Here is a 20,920-nt window from a genome sequence, read left to right as displayed (position 1 = left end):
GAAAAGGAAATTGGCAACCGGCGCGACGTCCGGCGGCCAGAAGCATTTTTAGAGCTGACGGAAACGGCTGCGTACGCCAAAGGTTTCCGAGGTGACATAACGTTCTACTTGTCGTAACCGCTGTTCACTGGCTTTCAGCTCGCGGTCGGCTTCTTCCAGCAGGTTACGTGGCGAAGGCGCGGTTTCGCCTTCATATTCGCTGGCGGGCACCGGATCCAGCACGTAGCTGAGAATGATGTACGCCACCACGGTGAACATAAACAGGCCGAAGAAAATCGACAGCACCGCCATGATCCGCAACAGTTTTACCGGAACACCCAGATAGTGCGCCAGCCCGGCCAGTACGCCTTTGACCACGCCCTCTTCCGGCACGCGGTAGAGTTTTCGTTCAGACATTCGGCTCGCCATTATGATTGCCTCCAGCCCGGATGTTCGGAATCCAGAATTTCTTCCAGCGCCTGAATACGTTCACGCATACGCTGCGCATCTTGCGTCAGGCTGGAGAGATTTTGCATCTCATGCTGACTAAGCTGAGTGCCATTTTGCTGGCGATTGCTGTAGTGAAGCCACAACCAGACAGGCGCCACGAATAAAACGAAAATGGTCAGCGGAATGGCTAAAAACAGGAAGCTCATTGTCTCTCCTTATGAGTCTTTTTAGTGCCGGTGAAGGCGTTGTCCTGCAATGTGAACCTGCCCGCAGGCAGGTTCATCGACGATCATCGTGGGGGATTACGCGTCTTTGCTCACGTTCATTTTCGCTTTCAGGGCTGCAATTTGCGCGCTGATTTCATCATCGGCCTTAAGATCGGCGAACTGCTGATCCAGCGATTTCTTTTTGCCGATACCCACGGTTTCCGCTTCCGCTTCCATGTGATCGATACGACGTTCAAATTGCTCGAAACGCGCCATCGCTTCATCAATCTTCCCGCTGTCGAGCTGGCGGCGAACGTCACGTGAAGAAGACGCGGCCTGATGACGCAAGGTCAGCGCCTGCTGACGGGCACGGGTTTCGGTCAGTTTGCTTTCCAACTCGCCGATTTCCGATTTCATACGATCCAGCGTTTCTTCCACCACGGTCACTTCATTTTTCAATACAGCAACCAGATCGGACAGTTTTTGTTTTTCGATAAGCGCCGCACGCGCCAGATCGTCTTTATCTTTACGCAGCGCCAGTTCGGCTTTGTCCTGCCATTCGTTCTGCTGAGACTCGCCCTGATCGATGCGGCGGATCAACTGTTTCTTTTCTGCCAGCGCACGGGCAGAAGTTGAACGCAGTTCCACCAGCGTGTCTTCCATTTCCTGAATCATCAGACGAACCAGTTTTTGTGGATCTTCTGCTTTATCCAACAGCGTGTTGATGTTGGCGTTAATGATGTCAGCGAAGCGAGAAAAAATACCCATAATCGAAATTCCTCTTTGATTCTGTTGGCATCCGGCCTCAGCCGGTTTTAAGGGATCCGGCCAATCTGTTACCGGTTAAAGCAGCCGTCACTGATGACTTGCCGCAGTAAACCTATATCAGGATCCGTGCCAACTTTTTTAAATCGTTATCTTTATGAATAAATTGAATTTTTTATTTTCGACTCTGCTATGCTTATTTTTCGAGATGACTATTTTCACCAAGTGTTAGTGTAATTCACCACACAAGGAAAGCCTGATGACTGATAATACAGACAATTTACTCGGCGAAGCCAACGCCTTTATTGAGGTGCTGGAACAGGTTTCGCAGCTGGCGAAACTGAATAAGCCGGTGCTGGTGACCGGCGAGCGCGGCAGCGGCAAAGAGCTGATTGCGCATCGTCTGCATTATCTGTCACCGCGCTGGCAGGGGCCGTTCATCTCACTTAACTGTGCGGCACTGAATGAAAATCTGCTGGATTCCGAACTCTTCGGCCACGAAGCCGGTGCGTTTACCGGTGCGCAGAAACGCCATCTCGGGCGTTTTGAGCGCGCCGACGGCGGCACGCTGTTCCTTGATGAGCTGGCGACGGCGCCAATGCTGGTGCAGGAAAAGCTGCTGCGGGTGATTGAGTACGGACATCTGGAGCGCGTCGGTGGCAGCCAGCCGTTGCAGGTCGACGTGCGGTTGGTCTGCGCGACCAATGATGATTTACCGGCGCTGGCGGAGGCGGGAAAATTCCGCGCTGATCTGCTCGACCGTCTGGCCTTTGATGTAGTGCAGTTGCCGCCGCTGAGGGAACGCCAGCAGGACATCATGTTGCTGGCCGAACACTTCGCTATTCAGATGTGCCGTGAGCTCTCGTTGCCTTTATTTCCTGGCTTTACCGATGGCGCTCGTGACACGCTGATGACCTACCGCTGGCCAGGAAATATCCGCGAGCTGAAAAACGTCGTTGAACGCTCGATGTACCGTCACGGCACCAGCGAATTTCCGCTCGACAATATTATCCTCAACCCGTTTGCGCGCCGGACTGAACCTGAGCAACAGGCAGAGACAGAAGATAATCCGTCGCTGCCCACGCTGCCGCTGGATTTAAAACAATGGGTGACCGGTCAGGAAAAAAATCTGATCGAACAGGCGCTGCGGCAGGCGCGTTTCAATCAGCGCAAGGCGGCCGGATTGCTGAACGTGACTTACCATCAGTTACGCGGAATGTTGAAGAAACATGGGATACAGGTTAACGCACAGGAAGATGACTAAATTTTAGGCAAAAAAAAGCCAGCACCCGAGCTGGCTAAGTAATTCTGGAAGCAATGTGAGCAATGTCGTACCTCGCGATTAACGCCCCTGGCGGGACACCTCTCGTTCGGTGAAAAGGATGATAATGGTTCTCAGTATCGTCTGTAAAGTACTTTGTTGAGAATATTTCTCATTACCACATCAACAATAAGACTACTCTTTGAACAACCCTGAGATCGTTAAGGGCTCCTCTTTTTCCCCTTTCGCCAAACTACAGGGCAATTTTTGCGCAATGTGCCGCAGGAATACGCGGTGTTTCGCGCAATGGATTGGGGTACCTCGCAGAGTACGGTACACTTATGGCATTGCACCTTAACTTTGAAGCCTTTATGCGTCGTTTAACTTTGTGGATGCTTTTACTGAGCGGCTTGTCCACAGCAGTGTTTGCAGAGACTGCCCCAACACACGCCAGCCCGCCGGTCGTCAGTGCACCGAATAAAGATATTCGCCAGAGTGGCTTTGTCTATTGCGTCAACGGAATGATCAATACCTTTAATCCGCAGAAAGCCAGCAGCGGACTGATCATTGATACCCTCGCGGCGCAGTTGTACGACCGCCTGCTGGACGTTGATCCCTATACCTATCGTCTGATCCCGGAACTGGCCCAAAGCTGGGAAGTCCTTGACGACGGCGCCACCTACCGTTTCCATTTGCGCAAAGACGTACCTTTCCAGAAAACTGGCGGGTTCTCGCCGACGCGTAAAATGAATGCTGACGACGTGGTGTTCAGCTTCCAGCGCATTATCGATCCGAATAATCACTACCACGCCGTCAACGGCGAAGAGTATCCGTATTTCGACAGTTTGCAGTTTGCAAAAGCCATTAAGAGCATTAAGAAGCTGGATGATTCGACGGTGGAGTTTCGCCTCAATAACCCTGACGCCTCTTTCCTCTGGCATTTAGCGACGCACTACGCACCCGTGCTTTCAGCCGAATATGCGGCCAATCTGCAAAAAGCCGGTAATGAAGAAGAAATTGACCGTCAGCCCGTTGGCACTGGCCCGTTCCAGCTCGGCGAGTATCGCACCGGCCAATACGTGCGACTGACGCGCAACGGCAGTTACTGGAAAGGCACACCGCGCATGGCGCAGGTGGTGATCGACATGGGCGTCGGCGGTACAGGGCGGTTATCCAAACTTCTGACCGGCGAATGTGACGTGCTGGCCTATCCCGCCGCCAGTCAGTTGTCGATTTTGCGTGAAGACCCTCGTTTACGCCTCTCGCTGCGCCCTGGCATGAACGTGGCGTATCTGGCGTTTAATACCAACAAAGCGCCGCTAAACGATCCGCGAGTTCGTCAGGCGGTGGCGCTTTCTATTAATAACCAGCGCCTGATGCAGTCGATTTATTACGGCACCGCAGAAACTGCCGCTTCTATTTTGCCTCGCGCCTCCTGGGCGTACGACAGCAATGCGCAGGTCACAGAATACAATCCGAAGAAAGCACAGCAAATCCTGAAAGATTTAGGTCAGGAAAAGCTGACGCTGCATTTGTGGGTGCCCACGGCTTCTCAGTCGTTTAACCCAAGCCCGCTGAAAACCGCAGAACTGTTGCAGGCTGACCTCGCGCAGGTCGGCATAAAAGTGGTGATCGTGCCTGTCGAAGGCCGTTTTCAGGAGGCCAGGCTGATGGAGATGAACCACGACCTGACGCTGACCGGGTGGTCAACGGACAGTAACGACCCTGACAGTTTCTTCCGTCCGATGCTCAGTTGTGCGGCGATCCATTCACAGACCAACTATGCTCACTGGTGTGACCCGAAATTTGATGAACTGCTGCGCCAGGGCTTACTTTCCCAGCAGCTTTCTCAGCGCATTGAGTTTTATCAGCAGGCGCAAAAAATTCTTGAGCAGCAGTTACCGGTTCTGCCTCTGGCCTCCTCCCTGCGCCTTCAGGCTTATCGTTACGATATAAAAGGTCTGGTGTTGAGCCCGTTTGGCAATTCCTCGTTTGCCGGTGTGTTTCGCGATGATGAAGGAAGGAAGGCACCATGATCATCTTCACGTTACGTCGAATCCTTTTACTGCTGGTGACGCTGTTTTTCCTCAGTCTGGTGGCATTTAGCCTGAGCTATTTCACGCCAAACGCTCCACTGCGCGGTGCGTCTCTTTGGGATGCCTACCATTTCTACTTCACCAGCTTATTCCAGCTGGATTTTGGCGTTTCCAGTATTAACGGCGAAAGCATTACCTACCAGCTCCAATCCGTATTCCCGGCGACCATGGAACTTTGCATTCTGGCGTTTGCGCTGGCGTTAATCGTCGGTATTCCGCTCGGTATTCTGGCGGGTGTAATGCGCGGAAAGTGGCCGGACGTGGCAATCAGTAGTCTCGCGCTGCTCGGGTTTTCCATTCCGGTATTCTGGCTGGCGGTGTTGCTGATGCTTTTCTTCTCACTCCAGCTCGGCTGGCTGCCGGTGTCCGGGCGGCTGGACTTGCTCTATCAGCTGAAAACCGTCACCGGCCTGACACTGATTGATGCCTGGCTGTCAGATTCGCCCTATCGCCATGAGATGATTGTCAGCGCCGTCCGCCATATGATTTTACCGATTGCCGCGCTGGCGGTTGCACCGACCACCGAGGTGATCCGCCTGATGCGAATTTCAACCGACGAAATTCTGGCGAAGAACTATGTAAAAGCTGCTGCGACGCGTGGTTTATCCCGCTTCACTATTATCCGCCGCCACGTGCTGCACAACGCGCTACCGCCGATCATTCCGAAACTCGGCCTGCAATTTTCCACCATGCTGACACTGGCGATGATTACCGAAGTCGTCTTCAACTGGCCGGGTATCGGGCGCTGGCTGATTAACGCCATCCGCCAGCAGGATTACGCCGCGATTTCCGCAGGCGTGATGGTGGTTGGTTCGCTGGTGATTGTGGTTAACGTGTTCTCAGACATTTTGGGCGCACTGATGAATCCATTGAAACATAAGGAATGGTATGCCCTTCGATAACGTATACCGCGAAAAACAGGTACCGAGCCCGCTGCGCCATACGTGGGGGATTTTCTATCGCGACACGCTGTCGATGATCGGTTTCTACGGCGTCATCGGATTGCTGTTCCTGTGTGTTTTCGGCCATTTGCTGGCGCCCTATGCTCTGGATCAGCAATTTTTAGGGTATCAGCTGTTACCGCCTTCGTGGTCGCGCTACGGGAATGTCGGCTTCTTTCTGGGCACTGACGATCTGGGCCGTGACCTGCTGAGCCGGATCCTGACCGGCGCGGCGCCGACCATTGGCGGTGCGCTGGTGATTACGCTTGCGGCGTCGCTGTGCGGTGTAATTATCGGCGTGCTTGCCGGGATTTCGCGCGGGCTAAAATCGGCCATTCTCAATCATGTGCTCGACACGCTGTTATCGATCCCTTCCCTGCTGCTGGCCATTGTGGTGGTGGCTTTTCTTGGCCCGAAACTGGAGCACGCGATGCTGGCCGTCTGGCTGGCGCTGTTGCCACGCATTTCACGCACCATTTACAGCGCAGTGCACGACGAGCTGGAAAAAGAATATGTGGTCGCCGTGCGTCTGGACGGTGCCTCCACCTGGCAAATCCTGCGTTACGCGGTTTTACCCAATATTGTCGCGGTGCTGGCAACGGAGTTTACCCGCGCGCTGTCGATGGCCATTCTGGATATTGCTGCCCTCGGTTTTCTCGATTTGGGTGCGCAACTGCCGTCGCCGGAATGGGGCGCGATGCTCGGAGACTCGCTGGAGCTGGTGTATGTCGCGCCGTGGACGGTGATGCTGCCGGGTGCTGCGATCCTTATCAGCGTATTGCTGATCAACCTGCTGGGTGACGGTGTGCGTCGGGCGATCAATGCGGGGGTGGAATAATGCCGTTACTTGATATCCGCAATCTGACCATCGAATTTATGACCTCCGAAGGCCCGGTTAAAGCGGTCGATCGCGTCAGCATGACACTCAACGCCGGTGAAATTCGCGGGCTGGTGGGGGAATCCGGTTCGGGAAAAAGCCTGATCGCCAAGGCCATCTGCGGCGTGACCAAAGATAACTGGCGCGTCACCGCTGACCGGATGCGTTTTGACGATATCGATTTGTTGCAACTGACCCCGCGCGAACGCCGCAAGCTGGTCGGCCAGAATGTATCGATGATTTTTCAGGAACCTCAGTCCTGTCTGGATCCTTCCGAAAACATCGGGCGGCAGCTGAGTCAGGCGATCCCCGGCTGGACCTATAAAGGCCGCTGGTATCAGCGTTTCCGCTGGCGCAAATACCGTGCCATCGAGCTGCTGCACCGCGTTGGCATTAAAGATCACAAAGACATCATGGCCAGTTATCCCTATGAACTCACCGAAGGCGAATGCCAGAAAGTGATGATCGCTATCGCGCTGGCCAATCAGCCGCGCCTGCTCATTGCCGATGAGCCAACCAACGCGATGGAACCGACCACGCAGGCGCAGATTTTCCGCCTGCTCGCGCGTCTGAATCAGAACAATAACACCACGATTTTATTGATCAGCCACGACCTGCAAATGATGAGCAAATGGGCCAACCGTATTAACGTGCTGTACTGCGGACAAACGGTGGAAAGCGCGACCTGCGAAGATCTGCTGGCGGCGCCACACCACCCTTACACGCAGGCATTAATCCGCGCGATGCCTGATTTTGGCCGTTCACTGCCGCACAAAAGCCGGCTGAATACGCTGCCAGGCGCGATCCCTTCGCTGGAACATTTGCCGATTGGCTGCCGTCTGGGGCCACGCTGCCCTTACGCTCAGAAAAAATGTATTGAGACACCGCGCCTGCGTCTGGCGAAAACCCATGCTTATGCCTGTCACTTCCCGCTGAATATGGAGGAGCAATAATGGCCGAGACCTTGCTCGAAGTTCGTAACCTGAGCAAAACGTTCCGTTATCGCACCGGGCTGTTTCGCAAAATGAATCTTGAAGCGGTTAAACCCGTCAGCTTCACGCTGCGGGAAAAACAGACGCTGGCGATCATCGGTGAAAATGGTTCAGGGAAATCCACGCTGGCGAAAATGCTGTCAGGCATGGTAGAGCCCAGCGGCGGTGAAATCCTGATTGACGATCATCCGCTGGCGTTTCGCGACTATCGCTTTCGCAGCCAGCAAATCCGCATGATTTTTCAGGATCCAAGCACCTCGCTCAATCCGCGTCAGCGAATCGGCCAGTTGCTGGAAGCCCCGCTGCGTCTGAACAGTGAAATGGATGCACAGCAGCGTGAGCAGCGCATTAACCAGACGTTACGGCTGGTGGGCATGTTGCCCGACCACGCCAACTACTATCCCCATATGCTCGCCTCCGGTCAAAAGCAGAGCGTCGCCCTCGCCCGCGCGCTGATCCTGCAACCGAAAGTGATCGTTGCCGATGAAGCGCTGGCGTCGCTGGATATGTCGATGCGTTCACAGGTCATAAACATGATGCTCGAGTTGCAGGAAAAGCAGGGAATTTCGTACATCTATGTGACGCAACACCTTGGCATGATGAAACACATCAGCGATCAAGTGCTGGTAATGCATGAAGGTGAAGTGGTTGAACGCGGTAATACTGCTGAAGTGCTGGCTGCGCCGCTGCATGACCTCACCAAACGACTGATCTCCAGTCACTTTGGTGAAGCCCTTACCGCCGATGCCTGGCGTCGCGATGGTAACGGTCGCTGAGAACAGGCGATTAACAGGTTTCTGAATAAAGCGGTATCAGGCAACTGAGGCCGCTTTTTTTGACAATCACAGTACAAATTGTCGCCATTAATAGATTCGACTGTTATTTCTGCGGCTTTCTATTCCATTTCGCTATGATTTATCGCTTAACATTATTTTATCTCGACACGAGGATAAGCAACGATAGGGTCTGTAAATTTGCCTGAGGTATCAGGCCTGAAGCAAAGGACCCGTTCATGGAACAACAACGCAAGGCCGCGCACAGCGGCTGGTATCACGAAACTCAATCCAGCCAGCAGGGTCATCTGCCGCTTGATCCGCACGCTGCGTTGGCACAGGATCGCTTTCTGCTCGGGCAAGATGCACAACTCGACCCGACGCTGCGCTCGCTGATTCATGAGCGTCAGGGATTACTGAATGCCTCCCGCGCCTGTTACGACGTGCTTTTTCCCGACAGCCTGAAGGTTTCCCGCACCGAGACGCTATCTTTATATGACCGGCTGAGCAGCGCGCTGACCGTCGCGCAGGTGAGCGGCGTACAGCCACTTTGTAGCCATTACGCCGCACGCCTCGCCCCGCTCTCCAGCCCTGACGCCTCCCGTGAAAGTAACATCCGCCAGACCCATATCACTCAGTTCGCCAGATTACTCGCCACCCAGCCGACCTTAATTACCCCGCCTATGCTGAGCCAGCTCAATGACGTGGGCCTGAGCACACAGGACATTGTGACCTTTACCCAGCTGATCGGTTTTGTGAGTTATCAGGCGCGCGTACTGGCCATTTTGAACGGACTCCGTGGCCGGGCGGCAGCGGTATTGCCGGGCTTCCCTTCTCCGGAAGGTTGCGAGCAGAAAGGGTATTCTCTGGCGATGTTGCAATGGTCCTCGCGGCTGCCGGAAGTCGCTCCCGAAAGTGCCAGTCAGCATCAGCAGGATGTGCTGGATTTGATTGCACCGGACGCCCGCTCCTCTTCTTTCTACACCTTACTGGTACACAACGCCGATGCACTGAGCGAATTTTCCGCCGTGTTTAACAACATTATGCAGGCGGGCGAGCGCCCTAAAGCCGCGTGGCGCGAACTCGCGGCGGTGGCCACTTCAGAGCTTAATGGTTGTTTGTACTGCGCGGGGATCCACGGCCGGTTGTATCTGGAAGCTGAAGGCCGTACGGAATTAATCGAACAGCTGTTTGAAGCGACTTATCGTGACGAGGTGGTGGATGCGGTTTCGCAGAAACAGGCTGGCAGCGCAGAAGCGGCCTTACTGGAAAGCGTGATTGCCCTGACCCGGACTCCCGAGCGTTTTGATGCGCGACTGCTGCACGGGCTTTCTGACGCGGGCTACACTGCCACGCAATCTCTGGATATTTTGCTGACGGCCGCATTGTTCAGCTGGTCAAATCGTCTGATCCAAACGCTGGGCGATACAGTGAGTCAATGATCGGCTAATTTCCAGACTTTCCCACTGATGCTTTATTCTTCAACTCAGGCAGGATTTCCCCCTGCCTGAGACTCCAATTGTAAATGACCCCGCCGTTTAACCGCTCTAAGTCGTACTAATCTTATTTTCAATCGAAAATTTAGTGTTAAAACGAGAAGCAGATCACATTACCCTGTTTATCGTTTTCCACTTCCCTTTTATGCCCCGTCTCTCATGGATAAAGTAACGCATATGCACGCTAAAGCAGATTTATTCACTGCATATTCAATTTTAACGAGTGAATGAAGCCACCTTTAAACGCTCTGAAAAAACAAAAGATATATGCATTTAGAGATGATTATTCATACAACATATTCGCATTGTCTATTTCAAAAACATAAACGTTAATTCTGCATAACATTTCGAACACAGTTTAATCAGTACGGAAAAGTTATATGTAACCGAATATGTCAAACTCCTTGCCTCATTTACGAAGATAGTGAACATTACCTGCCGTCATCCCATCTTATAACAATGCAAAGGGTGCTTAATTCGCGCCACTTATGCGTTTCCGCCATACGGCCGGAAGGAATAAACAGAGGTACGAGTGTCAACTGCAAACAAAACACCTAACAACGAAAGCGTGAGTCTGAACGCCTTCAAACAGCCAAAAGCGTTTTACCTGATTTTCTCCATCGAACTTTGGGAACGTTTTGGTTATTACGGCCTGCAAGGGATCATGGCGGTTTACCTGGTCAAGCAACTTGGCCTGAGTGAAGCGGAATCGATCACCCTGTTCTCATCCTTCAGTGCGCTGGTCTACGGCTTCGTGGCTATCGGTGGCTGGTTGGGTGATAAAGTGCTGGGTTCCAAACGCGTCATCGTGCTGGGCGCGATTGTGCTGGCATTAGGTTATTCCTTCGTTGCGTATTCCAACCACGAAGTCTTCTGGGTTTATCTGGGTATGGCGACCATCGCCGTCGGCAGCGGCCTGTTTAAAGCAAATCCATCCTCATTGCTTTCTACCTGCTATGAAAAAGATGACCCGCGTCTTGATGGCGCATTCACCATGTATTATATGTCGGTCAATATCGGCTCATTCTTCTCCATGCTTGCCACCCCGTGGTTAGCAGCGAAGTACGGCTGGAGCGTCGCGTTCTCCCTGAGCGTCGTCGGTATGCTGATCACTATCGTGAACTTCATGTTCTGCCGCAAATGGGTAAAACGTCAGGGTTCAAAACCGGACTTCGAACCGTTGCAATTCCAAAAGCTGCTGATGGTACTGGTCGGCGTTGTGGCACTGGTGTTCATTTCCAGCTGGTTGCTGCATAACCAAACCATCGCACGTATGGTTCTGGCGGTCGTTTCTATCGGGATCATCATTGTTTTTGCGAAAGAAACTTTCGCGATGAAAGGCATTGCACGTCGTAAGATGATTGTGGCCTTCCTGCTGATGATGGAAGCCGTTGTATTCTTCGTGCTGTACAGCCAAATGCCAACTTCCCTGAACTTCTTCGCGATCCATAATGTGGGTCACGATCTGCTGGGTATCAGCTTCCAGCCAGAGCAGTTCCAGGCACTGAACCCGTTCTGGATCATGGTTGCCAGCCCGTTGCTGGCCGCGGTTTACACCAAAGTCGGTGACCGTATGCCAATGCCGCACAAATTTGCGATCGGTATGGTGTTGTGTTCCGGTGCGTTCCTGGTGCTGCCGTGGGGTGCAAGCCTTGCTAACGAACACGGTATCGTCTCCGTTAACTGGCTGGTACTGAGCTATGCGTTACAAAGTATCGGTGAGCTGATGATTTCGGGTCTGGGTCTGGCGATGGTGGCACAACTGGTTCCGCAACGTCTGATGGGCTTCATCATGGGCGCATGGTTCCTGACGACTGCTGCGGCAGCGATTATCGCAGGCTACGTGGCGAACCTGACCGCTGTTCCTGCGGACATTGAAGATGCCCACGCATCTCTGTCGATTTACAGCCATGTGTTCCTGCAGATTGGTATGGCGACCGCTGTGATTGCCGTGCTGATGCTGGTGACCGCGTCTAAACTGCACCGCATGACGTTGGATCGCGACACTGACGAAAAACAACCTGAGCTGGCTTCCGCGAAATAATCGCAGAGCGCTTTTGATGATGGTTGACGAACGCCTCCTCCGGGAGGCGTTTTTTTGGGAGGAATTTAGCAAACGTCTTCATTGTGTTAGGATTGTGTAAGTTAAAACTTACCAAACCGGACCTTTTCTGATGAGCCAGAATTACAGCAAATACGAACAACTCACCCGCTATCTGGCTGCTGATATACTGAAAAACAAAAAGTCATTTTCCTGGCGACGCATCTTTGTCAGGTGTATTAAACAGCCTCATCACCGGTATATCTTTTGGTGGAGAATTGCGAGTTACCTCTATTCCACTGACAGCCATTTTTGTAAAAGCCGTGCGCGGAAGATCAATTTCTCACTCATCAAAAAGTACAGCATCGAAATTATGCTGGGCGCGCAAATTGGCGAAGGGATCAGGCTGCCTCACCTGACGGGCATTGTGATTAACCCCTATTGCGTTATAGGGAAAAATGTCCGGATCAGGCAAAACACCACGATCGGTATCAAAGAGGATATCGGCGGCACAAGCGTGTTGATTGGCGATAATGTGGATATCGGCGCGAATTGCTGCATCATAGGTAACGACATTACTATCGGCAAAAATGTCGTGGTCGGGGCGATGTCTTACATCAATAAAAGCATCCCGGAAAACGCCGTTTGCTATACCGAGAAGACCACTAAAATCATCATCAAAACCTGATATTTCAGTATCGCACTCACCCCAGATAATAACGTCCCTTCCCTCCCTGTTTAGCCCGGTACATTGCAGCATCTGCGCGGGCCATCAGGGTTTCAGGCATGAGCGGCTGACGCGCACGCCCGACGGCGACGCCGATACTCGCAGACAGCGCCACCGGTATACCGGCGACTTTTTCTATCGAACCGAGCGCGCCTATCAGATCAATACAGATACGGCTGACGTCAGTTTCAGTGTTGCCCAGATGACTCAATAAAACGGTGAATTCATCGCCCGCCAGACGTGCGACGATATCCTGCGAACGCAAATTGTCGCGCAGGGTATGCCCGAAGAATTTAAGAACCAAATCGCCAAATTCGTGCCCGTAGGTGTCGTTGTACGCTTTAAAATTATCAATATCCAAAAACAGCAATGCGATATCTTTGTCTGCCTTTTCTTGTTGTCTGGCAGCGTAAATCAGAGATTGTTGGAACGCCCGGCGGTTAGGCAGGCCGGTCAGGGAATCATGGTTTGCTTCGAACTCCAGCTGCGCCTGAAGTTTCTTTATCTCGGTGATATCCGTTGAGAGTCCGTAATAGCCGTTACGTACATCGTCGCAGGGAATAAGCGTTGTGTGTAAAACGCCGCCCGTGCCGTGCCCTGAGTCTTCCGGCAATTCAATTTCGTAGCTGACAGTCTGCCCCTGCAAAACCTGACGGATAAAGGGCTGAATGACCTGATAAGTCGCGTAGCCCATCACATCGCGCACCTGCTGCCCGCGGACTTTTTCCTCTTCAACGCCGTACCAGTTTGCATGGAAGTGATTCACAAAGGTGTACTGCTCACTGGCATCTACATGGCAGATCAGAGCCGGAATATTATCGGTGATTGCGCGCAGGCGATTTTTACTTTCGGTGAGTTCCCGCTCGCGCGTCAGACGCTGGGCAATCTCCTGATGCAGCTGATCCATCGCCACCTGCAATTCGATGGTCCGCGCAGCGACCCGCCGCTCAAGGTCACCCTGCAGCGAATACAGCGCCTGTTCGATGTGCTTGCGCTCGGTGATATCGCTGATGACCACAATGTAGTGGTGCGCTTCGCCTGCGGCGTTACGCACCAGCGAGGCGGTGAGTGTGACCCAGAGCGTGCTGCCATTGGCGCGTTGCAGAAGTTTTTCGACACTGAAGCTGTTGATTTCGCCAGAGAGCAAGCGGGGGATGAGAATGTTTTCAGCGTACACATCGTCGGCATGGGTGACGTCATGCAACAGGCAGGCGCGCAACTGATATTCGGCATAGCCCAGCATATTGCAGACTTGCGGATTGATGCGCAGCCAGCGCCAGTCGAGCGCCACCAGCGAGAATCCCACCGCCGCATGTGCAAAAGTTTGCTCAAACAGGGCTTCACTTTTGGCCAGATTGTCTTCGACGGTGGCGGTGTACTGACGGTTCTCAAGATGCAGGATGTAACTTTGCACCAGCGCCGTCATATCCAGCAATGTCTGCTGGTCTTCATCGCTCCATCCACGCAGCTGGTCGTCGAGCAGACAAAAGGATCCGAGTGCCACACCTTCCTTGGAATACAGCGCGCAGCCGGCATAAAACACAATATGCGGATCTCCCGCTACCAGCGGATTATCGTGAAAGCGCAGGTCCAGTCTGGCATCTCTGACAATGAGCGGTTCGGAGCCCAAAATGGTGTGGCCGCAAAAAGACGTATCGCGGGGCGACTGATTAATATTCAGGCCGGTCTGGGATAAAAACCACTGACGCTCCGCGTCAATCAGTGAGACCACTACCGCTTTAGCCTGAAACTGCCGGGCAGCCATGCGGGTGATGCGGTCTATCTCCTCGATTCTGGGCGAATCCAGTATGCCCAGAGACGCCAGAATGGTCAGACGCGCCTGTTCATCTACTGCCTGCTGAGGGACTAACATGATGGACTCTCAATGATTACCGTTGGACAACTCAGCAAGTCTACTGCGTTTACCCGTAAAAACGGCGCTCATTCCACCCATTGCGGGCAAAAATCAGAATAGTGACAGATCATAAAAAAACTAATTAATTAACAATCTTTAAACAATGAGTGGAAAATCAATTCATTAAAGGGAACTGACCCAGTTGACATGTGTAGCGCCAGGATGCCCCGATTGCTCGGCGTCGCGACGGAATCGGTCGCGCATCTCCGACGGCGTGGCTCCGTAAAACTCATGGAAATACCGGCGCAGCACGCTCAGTTCTAAGCCGCAGTGACGGGCAATCGCGGCCAGGCTTTGATCAGACATTGACGATGTGCGCAACAGACGCTTCGCCAGCAGCACGCGGCGGCTGCGGATAAACTGCGCAATACCGCCAAGCGGTTCGAACAAACGATATAAACCTGAGCGGGAAATCGCAAAATGTTTACACAGTGCATCAATGCCGATCGGCTTGCTCAGATGCTTTTCAATGTGCAGACAGATGCGTTCAAGCCGTGCGCTTTGCTCGAAAGGATGCTCCACTTTTTTACCGGCGACCAGATGCAACGTTTGCAGAAAGACCGATGCGGCGCCTTCGCCGGTGCTAAGTACTTCCTGCTCAGTCATCTGATCAAAAACCTGGACCATGGTCGCGAAGTGATTGCGTAAAATAATATTCACCGGCGATGACGCAGGAAGACGCTTGCCGTGCAGCGAGGCGATATCCACATTAAAATTCAGGCTGTGCTTGGGCATAATGATGTACTGATAGGTACCAAGACGCGGTTTTACATCCCCCGGATAAACGTGGATTTGTATCGGCTGCGACATATCCTGGATCAGGATGTCGCCCTGTGACAGTTGAAAACGCTCGCCAAAACACAGGCAGTCCATTCCGCCGATAATGACGATAAAAATCACGATATGATCGGGCATCGAGAACAGGTTGCCGTACTGGCGGTTAATGTCGTGTTCACTGACCGTCAACACCCCACCAATCACGCGGCCAAAGTTATAACCGGTGACGCCCCAGTCAAACTCTTCACGGTTTTTGTCTGGCAGCTCCAGTTTAAAACCGGCGCTCGACATCCCGTCTTCCCATTCATAAAAACGGGTTTCAAAATCCTGATAAATGTTGGCACCATCAACAATCTTTCGTGAAGACGAGTCGCTCATTTTCTCACCGAGAATTAAGATAATTCCTAAAAGATACTCTACGCGCCGCTGGGAAATCAATCACCAGACGAAAATAACGATAAGGAAATGAGACAGCCAATTTGCTATTCTTAACAAGCACGTTTTCAGCCCTCACCCCGATGACTCGCCCAACTCACCAGGAAAAGCCGATGGAAAAACGAAAAGTCCTGGATGAAGGACGTCAGTTAAAACGCATCAATGCCGAAACCCGTCGTCAGTCTCATATGCACAAATGGTTCGCCATCGTGGCTGCGCTCGACTGCGTCCTGGTGATTTTCTACGATCAGGATATGCGTAACATCGTCTTCTCCGCAGGGGTTTGCATTGTTTGTACCGTTCTGTGGCTGAAAGGCCGTAAGCAATCACGCGGATACCGACGTGAGTGGGATAAAAAGTTCGGCACTAAGAAAGATCTTTAGTCTGAACAGACGTAGTCATGCACTTTCACACCTTTACCAAATACCTTCCTGACGTCATAAAGAAATTCCGAAATGTTATATTCACCGGTCAGTTTTTCGACGACGGGCAGGGAAAATAACGTTATCGTCCTGAAAAAAACGCACAGGGGTTAATTGATCGTTATTCACCCGAATAAAATGTTGAATACTTTACTTAGCACATGATAACCAATTGAATTTTAGAATTTAAAAACAACCTTAATATTCTCATCCATTTGTGAGTAATAATTGCAAAAACCTGATGAAGTTATTGCCCGAACAGCCGGGCCACATCACCTTCATTTTCTGCTCGGGGTATTTCTCTCATGCTTACTGATATTGCGATATGCCAGGCAGTTCTCGATGCCCTTCCCGAAGCGACAGTATTAAAAGACGATCTGCGTAAACTGGTATTTCTTAATCAGAAAGCCAGCGAATTTTATGGTCGTTCGCGTGAAGAACTGATTGGTGAAGACGTCTCCTTCTTCACCGACCCTGAACAGGCCGCACGTCAGCGCGAGCGCGATATTGAGATACTGGCAACCGGTGAAAAAACGGTTCATGAAGAAACGATGATTGACCCTGCCGGAAAACGACGCAATGTGCTGGTGAGGAAATCCCGCGTCACGCTTGAGCAGCGGCATTATATTCTCACCTCAATCATGGATATTTCGCTGCTGCGAAATTCCGAGGCGCAGATCCGCTATCTGGCGCGCCATGATGTATTAACTGGCCTGCCAAACCGTACCGCATTAAATGAAGAACTCAGCCAGATTGCCGCACAACGGATGTATCGTCCGGAAACCTACGCCCTATTCCTGCTTAATCTCAATGACTTTAATTACATCAACGATACCTACGGTTATCAGGCTGGCGACGCTATTTTATGTGAATTTGGCCAGCGTCTGCGCAATGAAGTCGGGATATCCGGTATCGTTTCGCGCATAGGCGGCGATGAATTTTCAATTATTCTGCGCGACAGTCCGACCAGTGAAATGACGCATAATCTTGCACTGGAAATACTGGTCATGATGCGTCAGCCTTTTACGCTGACGCGCGCTAATCCGCTGATCACACTCTCCTTCGGGATTGTCATGTTTGGCGCTGAAAATATTACCGCCGGTGAAATTATGCGTCGCGGGAATACCGCCCTTCTCGAAGCCAAGCAGCGCGGTAAAAATGTTTTCTCGTTTTATTCAGAATTACTCGATGCCAGCACCGTCAGCAAACGCATCATGGTCAAAGCGCTGGCCGAATCGTTATCCAGAGAAGGCGATCTGACCTGCGTCTATCAGCCGATCCTGCGCAGTCGTGATGAGAAAGTGGTGTGCGTGGAAGCGCTGGCGCGCTGGAATCACGGCGTGCTGGGCGCGGTGTCTCCGGTACAGTTTATTGCGCTCGCCGAAGAGACCGGTCTGGTCATTCAGCTGGGTGAAATTGTTCTGCGGCAGGCCTGCCGGGATATAAAACCCTTCAATCAGCTCAATCTGGCGATCAACGTTTCGGCGGTGCAACTGGGTGAGCCCGATTTCGGCGCGCGGATCCAGGCGTTGCTGGCCGAAGAGGGTTTCCCGACTTCTCGCCTTGAACTCGAACTGACCGAAACCTCGGTGATGAATGCGAACTCCACCAGCCTCAGTCACCTCATGGAACTGCGTAAGCTGGGGGTGAAAATATCACTGGATGATTTCGGTACCGGGTATTCCAGCCTCAGTTTGCTCAAGGATATCTCGGTCGACAGCGTGAAAATCGACCGGTCGTTTGTGCAGTACGTCACAGAAGTGAATGATACTGCCGCCATCGTCACCGCAGTCTCTCAGCTCGGCAATAAAATGCATCTCAACGTCATTGCAGAAGGCGTTGAAAATCAGCTGCAAAAATCCTTTTTAGTATCAGCGGGTTGCTCGCATCTTCAGGGGTATCTTTTTTCACGCCCGGTGCCGGTAGAGGTTTTGAAAACGCTGTTGGGCGCCGAAATGGATATCTTAGCCAGCAGTTAAGTCAGGCTCTCATAAGCGTCATAGATAACTCAAAACACCTTATTAATTCATTCAATTGGCGCTCGTCCCTGTTTTACTGACATGATCTGAGGCTGATCAATTACGCCGTTTAAGGAAATACAACATGTCATCGTTTTCAGGTATCTGGGTTCCACTGGTCACACCCTTTCGTCAGGGCGAGATCGACTTTTCTGCACTGAAATCCTTGTGCACCCGGATGCTCAAACGGGGCGTCGACGGCGTTGTCGTCTGCGGTACCACCGGTGAAGCACCGATGCTAACCAAAGAAGAACAATTGCAGGTACTGGATGCTGTACTGGAAATCGTACCGGGAAATCAGGTGATCATGGGGCTGTCCGGCACCCATATGCCGGTGATCCGCGAGATGCAGGACGCGATTTCCCGCCGTCCGGTCGCCGGTTTTCTGGTGCCGGCACCGTATTACATTCGCCCTTCCCAGCCAGCGCTGGTAGCCTGGTTCACTGAAATTGCCGATAACGCCTCCGTTCCGGTGATGCTCTACAATATTCCCTACCGCACCGGCGTACAGATGGAACTCGATACTCTGCGCCAGCTGGCGAAGCACCCGCGCATTACGGCCATCAAAGATTGCGGCGGCAGCATTGATCTGACGCTGTCGCTGATTGCTGACGGTGAGCTGGATGTCCTGTGCGGCGAAGATGTACAGATTTTCTCCACCCTCAGTCTGGGCGGCGCGGGCGCGATTGCTGCCTCGTCACATATCTTCCCGGAAGAGTTTGTCGCACTGATCAAACAGTTTAAAGAAGGCGATCTGATCGCTGCCCGCCAAACTTTCTTCGGCCTGTTGCCCATGATCCGCCTGATGTTTTCCGCCCCCAATCCGGCAGCGATTAAGTTCGCCCTGTCGCTGGACGGGTTGATGGCAAACGAACTTCGTTCGCCGATGTTGCCTGCGCCGGAAAATGTCGAAACGGCGATCCGCAACTATCTTAATCAGCACTCCCGCTAAATCTGATGGTGTGGCGAACGGCGCAACGTTCACCACGCCGTAACTTTGTGTTATCAGACGCAATTAAAACACTGACTTTTGCTCCCGCCGGTTCTAGGATAGAAGCAGTTTGTCTATACCCTGTCGCTGCCCCGTGAACCGGAGCGTTCCCGGGGTTGCCTGATTACTTATCAGATGGAGTGATTATGAAACTGTACTATAAGCCCGGTGCCTGTTCCCTTTCCCCACATATTATTCTTCGCGAAGCCGATCTGGATTTCAGCATCGAGAAAGTGGATTTAGCGACCAAAAAAACCGAGACCGGTGACGATTTTCTGACAGTCAATCCAAAGGGTCAGATCCCGACGCTGTTGCTCAACGACGGCAGCATCCTGACTGAAGGCGTGGCGATTGTGCAATACATTGCCGATCAGAAACCTGACCGCCAGCTGATGCCGGAACCAGGCACACCTGCCCGTTATCACGCGCTGGAATGGCTGAACTATATTGCCACCGAACTGCACAAGGGTTTCTCGCCGCTGTTTAATCCGAAAACGCCGGAAGAGTTCAAAACCCTCACCCGTGAAGCGCTGAGCAAAAAATTTGCCTACGTGAATGAATCACTGAAAGGAAATCAATTCCTGCTGGGCGCACGTTTTTGCGTGGCTGATGCGTACCTGTTTACCGTGATGGGTTGGGCTAAAGCGCTGAAATTCGATCTGAGCGCGCTGACCGATTTGAATACATATCTGGATCGCGTGGCCGCACGTTCGGCAGTTGATGCTGCCCTGACGGCTGAAGGTCTGAAATAAGTTTTCGTAGAAGCATAAAAAAACGCCCCGGCTGACTCAGCGCGGGGCGTTTTTATTAATCAGGCTTTAAGATTTTTATTACAGCTTAACGGCCGGGAAATGATGTTCCGGGTTTACCATTTTGTCCTGTGCGGCGACGATTTGCAGTTCGTACTCGCCCATCGCGTGTGTTGCCAGCATCACTTCGTACACCGCAGCTGTCACATGTTCCAGGGCTTTATCCAGTGCTTCGCCTTTCAGCAAGTTCACCAGCAGTAAACCGCTGGTCAGATCACCCACGCCGACCGGCTGACGCACGCCAAAATCCACCAGCGGACGATCGATATGCCAGGCTTCTTCTGCCGTCACCAGCAACATTTCAAAGCGGTCACTGTGATAGCCAGCGCGGCTCAGATGTTTCACCAGCACGATTTTCGGGCCTTTGGCGATAAGCTCACGCGCGGTGGCGACGGCCTCTTCGACGCTTGCCACTGCGTGGCCGCTGAGTAATTCCAGCTCCAGCAGATTTGGCGCGATTATGTCGCAGTTGATTAAGGCCTGATTGCAATGAAACTCCGCCACGCCCGGCGCGACGATACAGCCTTTTTCAGGATGGCCCATTACCGGATCGCAAAAATACCAGGCATCCGGATTCGCCGCTTTCACCCTTCGTACTATCTCCAGAATACTCTGGCCCTGCTCAGGCGAGCCGATGTAACCGCTCAGCACAGCGTCGCAATCTTTCAGGCGATCAATTTCACCGATACCCTGCGCGATTTCAGTCAAATGGCTGGCTGGCATTACGCAACCCGTCCAGTGGCCGTATTGTGTATGGTTAGAAAATTGAACCGTATTCAGAGGCCAAACGTTTGCGCCCATGCGACGCATAGGAAATTCCGCCGCGCTGTTACCGGCGTGACCAAAAACGGTGTGTGACTGGATCGAAAGAATGCTTTTCATGAGGAATTACCGATAGCAACGTCATCGGAAGATGGCGGAATGACTGAGATGTCTTGGCAATAATGAG

19 protein-coding genes are annotated in these 20,920 nt (G+C 52.4%); 13 read left to right on the top strand and 6 right to left on the bottom strand.

Translation table 11 applies throughout. The features are described from left to right. Nucleotides 1–48 precede the first annotated feature (48 nt). The 3 genes from pspC to pspA all read right to left on the bottom strand — a co-directional run bounded on the left by pspC (nucleotide 49) and on the right by pspA (nucleotide 1,403). On the bottom strand, nucleotides 49–408 hold the full coding sequence (pspC, locus tag TU92_RS17770) for an envelope stress response membrane protein PspC (protein WP_112168514.1): 360 nt from the start codon (nucleotides 406–408) through the stop codon (nucleotides 49–51). Further along, on the bottom strand, nucleotides 408–635 hold the full coding sequence (gene pspB, locus TU92_RS17765; RefSeq protein ID WP_056773709.1) for an envelope stress response membrane protein PspB: 228 nt from the start codon (nucleotides 633–635) through the stop codon (nucleotides 408–410). The genes pspC and pspB overlap by 1 nt, the downstream gene beginning before the upstream one ends. A 96-nt stretch (nucleotides 636–731) precedes the next feature. Then, complete coding sequence (pspA, locus tag TU92_RS17760) at nucleotides 732–1,403, bottom strand: phage shock protein PspA (RefSeq protein ID WP_112168513.1); 672 nt, start codon at nucleotides 1,401–1,403, stop codon at nucleotides 732–734. A 256-nt stretch (nucleotides 1,404–1,659) separates the two neighbouring features. Between pspA and pspF the strand changes: the two genes are divergently transcribed. The 9 genes from pspF to TU92_RS17715 all read left to right on the top strand — a co-directional run bounded on the left by pspF (nucleotide 1,660) and on the right by TU92_RS17715 (nucleotide 12,565). Beyond that, the gene (pspF, locus tag TU92_RS17755; RefSeq protein WP_112168512.1) at nucleotides 1,660–2,664 is read left to right on the top strand and encodes a phage shock protein operon transcriptional activator; all 1,005 of its coding nucleotides are present in this window, start codon (nucleotides 1,660–1,662) and stop codon (nucleotides 2,662–2,664) included. Between the two features lie 368 nt (nucleotides 2,665–3,032). After that, a complete protein-coding gene (gene sapA, locus TU92_RS17750; protein ID WP_112168563.1) occupies nucleotides 3,033–4,697 on the top strand; it encodes an ABC transporter substrate-binding protein SapA in 1,665 nt (554 codons plus the stop codon). Further along, on the top strand, nucleotides 4,694–5,659 hold the full coding sequence (gene sapB, locus TU92_RS17745; protein ID WP_112168511.1) for a putrescine export ABC transporter permease SapB: 966 nt from the start codon (nucleotides 4,694–4,696) through the stop codon (nucleotides 5,657–5,659). Before sapA ends, sapB begins: the two co-directional genes overlap by 4 nt. Then, the gene (sapC, locus tag TU92_RS17740) at nucleotides 5,646–6,536 is read left to right on the top strand and encodes a putrescine export ABC transporter permease SapC (RefSeq protein WP_112168510.1); all 891 of its coding nucleotides are present in this window, start codon (nucleotides 5,646–5,648) and stop codon (nucleotides 6,534–6,536) included. The genes sapB and sapC overlap by 14 nt, the downstream gene beginning before the upstream one ends. Further along, nucleotides 6,536–7,528, top strand: coding sequence for a putrescine export ABC transporter ATP-binding protein SapD (gene sapD / locus TU92_RS17735; RefSeq protein ID WP_112168509.1), 993 nt, complete (start codon nucleotides 6,536–6,538; stop codon nucleotides 7,526–7,528). Before sapC ends, sapD begins: the two co-directional genes overlap by 1 nt. Continuing rightward, entirely contained in the window at nucleotides 7,528–8,343 is an 816-nt protein-coding gene (gene sapF / locus TU92_RS17730; protein ID WP_112168508.1) for a putrescine export ABC transporter ATP-binding protein SapF, read from the top strand. Before sapD ends, sapF begins: the two co-directional genes overlap by 1 nt. Before the next feature lie 236 nt (nucleotides 8,344–8,579). Further along, nucleotides 8,580–9,782, top strand: a complete 1,203-nt coding sequence (locus tag TU92_RS17725) for a CMD domain-containing protein (RefSeq protein ID WP_112168507.1) — start codon at nucleotides 8,580–8,582, stop codon at nucleotides 9,780–9,782. 586 nt (nucleotides 9,783–10,368) lie between these two features. Continuing rightward, a complete protein-coding gene (gene dtpA, locus TU92_RS17720) occupies nucleotides 10,369–11,880 on the top strand; it encodes a dipeptide/tripeptide permease DtpA (RefSeq protein ID WP_112168506.1) in 1,512 nt (503 codons plus the stop codon). A 130-nt stretch (nucleotides 11,881–12,010) separates the two neighbouring features. Further along, nucleotides 12,011–12,565 carry a serine acetyltransferase gene (locus TU92_RS17715; RefSeq protein ID WP_112168505.1) on the top strand — a complete coding sequence of 185 codons (555 nt, stop codon included), beginning with the start codon at nucleotides 12,011–12,013 and terminating at the stop codon, nucleotides 12,563–12,565. Between the two features lie 16 nt (nucleotides 12,566–12,581). Here the strand turns inward: TU92_RS17715 and TU92_RS17710 are convergent, their stop codons facing one another. Continuing rightward, on the bottom strand, nucleotides 12,582–14,477 hold the full coding sequence (locus tag TU92_RS17710; protein ID WP_112168504.1) for a diguanylate cyclase domain-containing protein: 1,896 nt from the start codon (nucleotides 14,475–14,477) through the stop codon (nucleotides 12,582–12,584). A 165-nt stretch (nucleotides 14,478–14,642) separates the two neighbouring features. After that, nucleotides 14,643–15,674, bottom strand: coding sequence for an AraC family transcriptional regulator (locus tag TU92_RS17705; protein WP_112168503.1), 1,032 nt, complete (start codon nucleotides 15,672–15,674; stop codon nucleotides 14,643–14,645). A 170-nt stretch (nucleotides 15,675–15,844) separates the two neighbouring features. Between TU92_RS17705 and TU92_RS17700 the strand changes: the two genes are divergently transcribed. The 4 genes from TU92_RS17700 (at nucleotide 15,845) to gstA (ending at nucleotide 19,914) form a co-directional block, all read left to right on the top strand. Further along, the gene (locus TU92_RS17700) at nucleotides 15,845–16,114 is read left to right on the top strand and encodes a hypothetical protein (RefSeq protein ID WP_112168502.1); all 270 of its coding nucleotides are present in this window, start codon (nucleotides 15,845–15,847) and stop codon (nucleotides 16,112–16,114) included. A 344-nt stretch (nucleotides 16,115–16,458) separates the two neighbouring features. Further along, nucleotides 16,459–18,132, top strand: a complete 1,674-nt coding sequence (locus TU92_RS17695) for a putative bifunctional diguanylate cyclase/phosphodiesterase (protein WP_112168501.1) — start codon at nucleotides 16,459–16,461, stop codon at nucleotides 18,130–18,132. A gap of 124 nt (nucleotides 18,133–18,256) precedes the next feature. Continuing rightward, on the top strand, nucleotides 18,257–19,123 hold the full coding sequence (dapA, locus tag TU92_RS17690) for a 4-hydroxy-tetrahydrodipicolinate synthase (RefSeq protein WP_112168500.1): 867 nt from the start codon (nucleotides 18,257–18,259) through the stop codon (nucleotides 19,121–19,123). Between the two features lie 185 nt (nucleotides 19,124–19,308). Further along, a complete protein-coding gene (gene gstA, locus TU92_RS17685) occupies nucleotides 19,309–19,914 on the top strand; it encodes a glutathione transferase GstA (protein WP_112168499.1) in 606 nt (201 codons plus the stop codon). 78 nt (nucleotides 19,915–19,992) lie between these two features. On the opposite strand, the gene pdxY is transcribed toward gstA, so the two are convergent. Further along, a complete protein-coding gene (gene pdxY, locus TU92_RS17680) occupies nucleotides 19,993–20,853 on the bottom strand; it encodes a pyridoxal kinase PdxY (RefSeq protein ID WP_112168498.1) in 861 nt (286 codons plus the stop codon). Nucleotides 20,854–20,920: the final 67 nt, after the last annotated feature.

This window comes from Rahnella inusitata (genome assembly GCF_003263515.1).
In the GTDB taxonomy this organism is placed as follows: Bacteria; Pseudomonadota; Gammaproteobacteria; order Enterobacterales; family Enterobacteriaceae; genus Rahnella; species Rahnella inusitata.
This window is presented reverse-complemented; position numbering and strand designations above follow the sequence as displayed.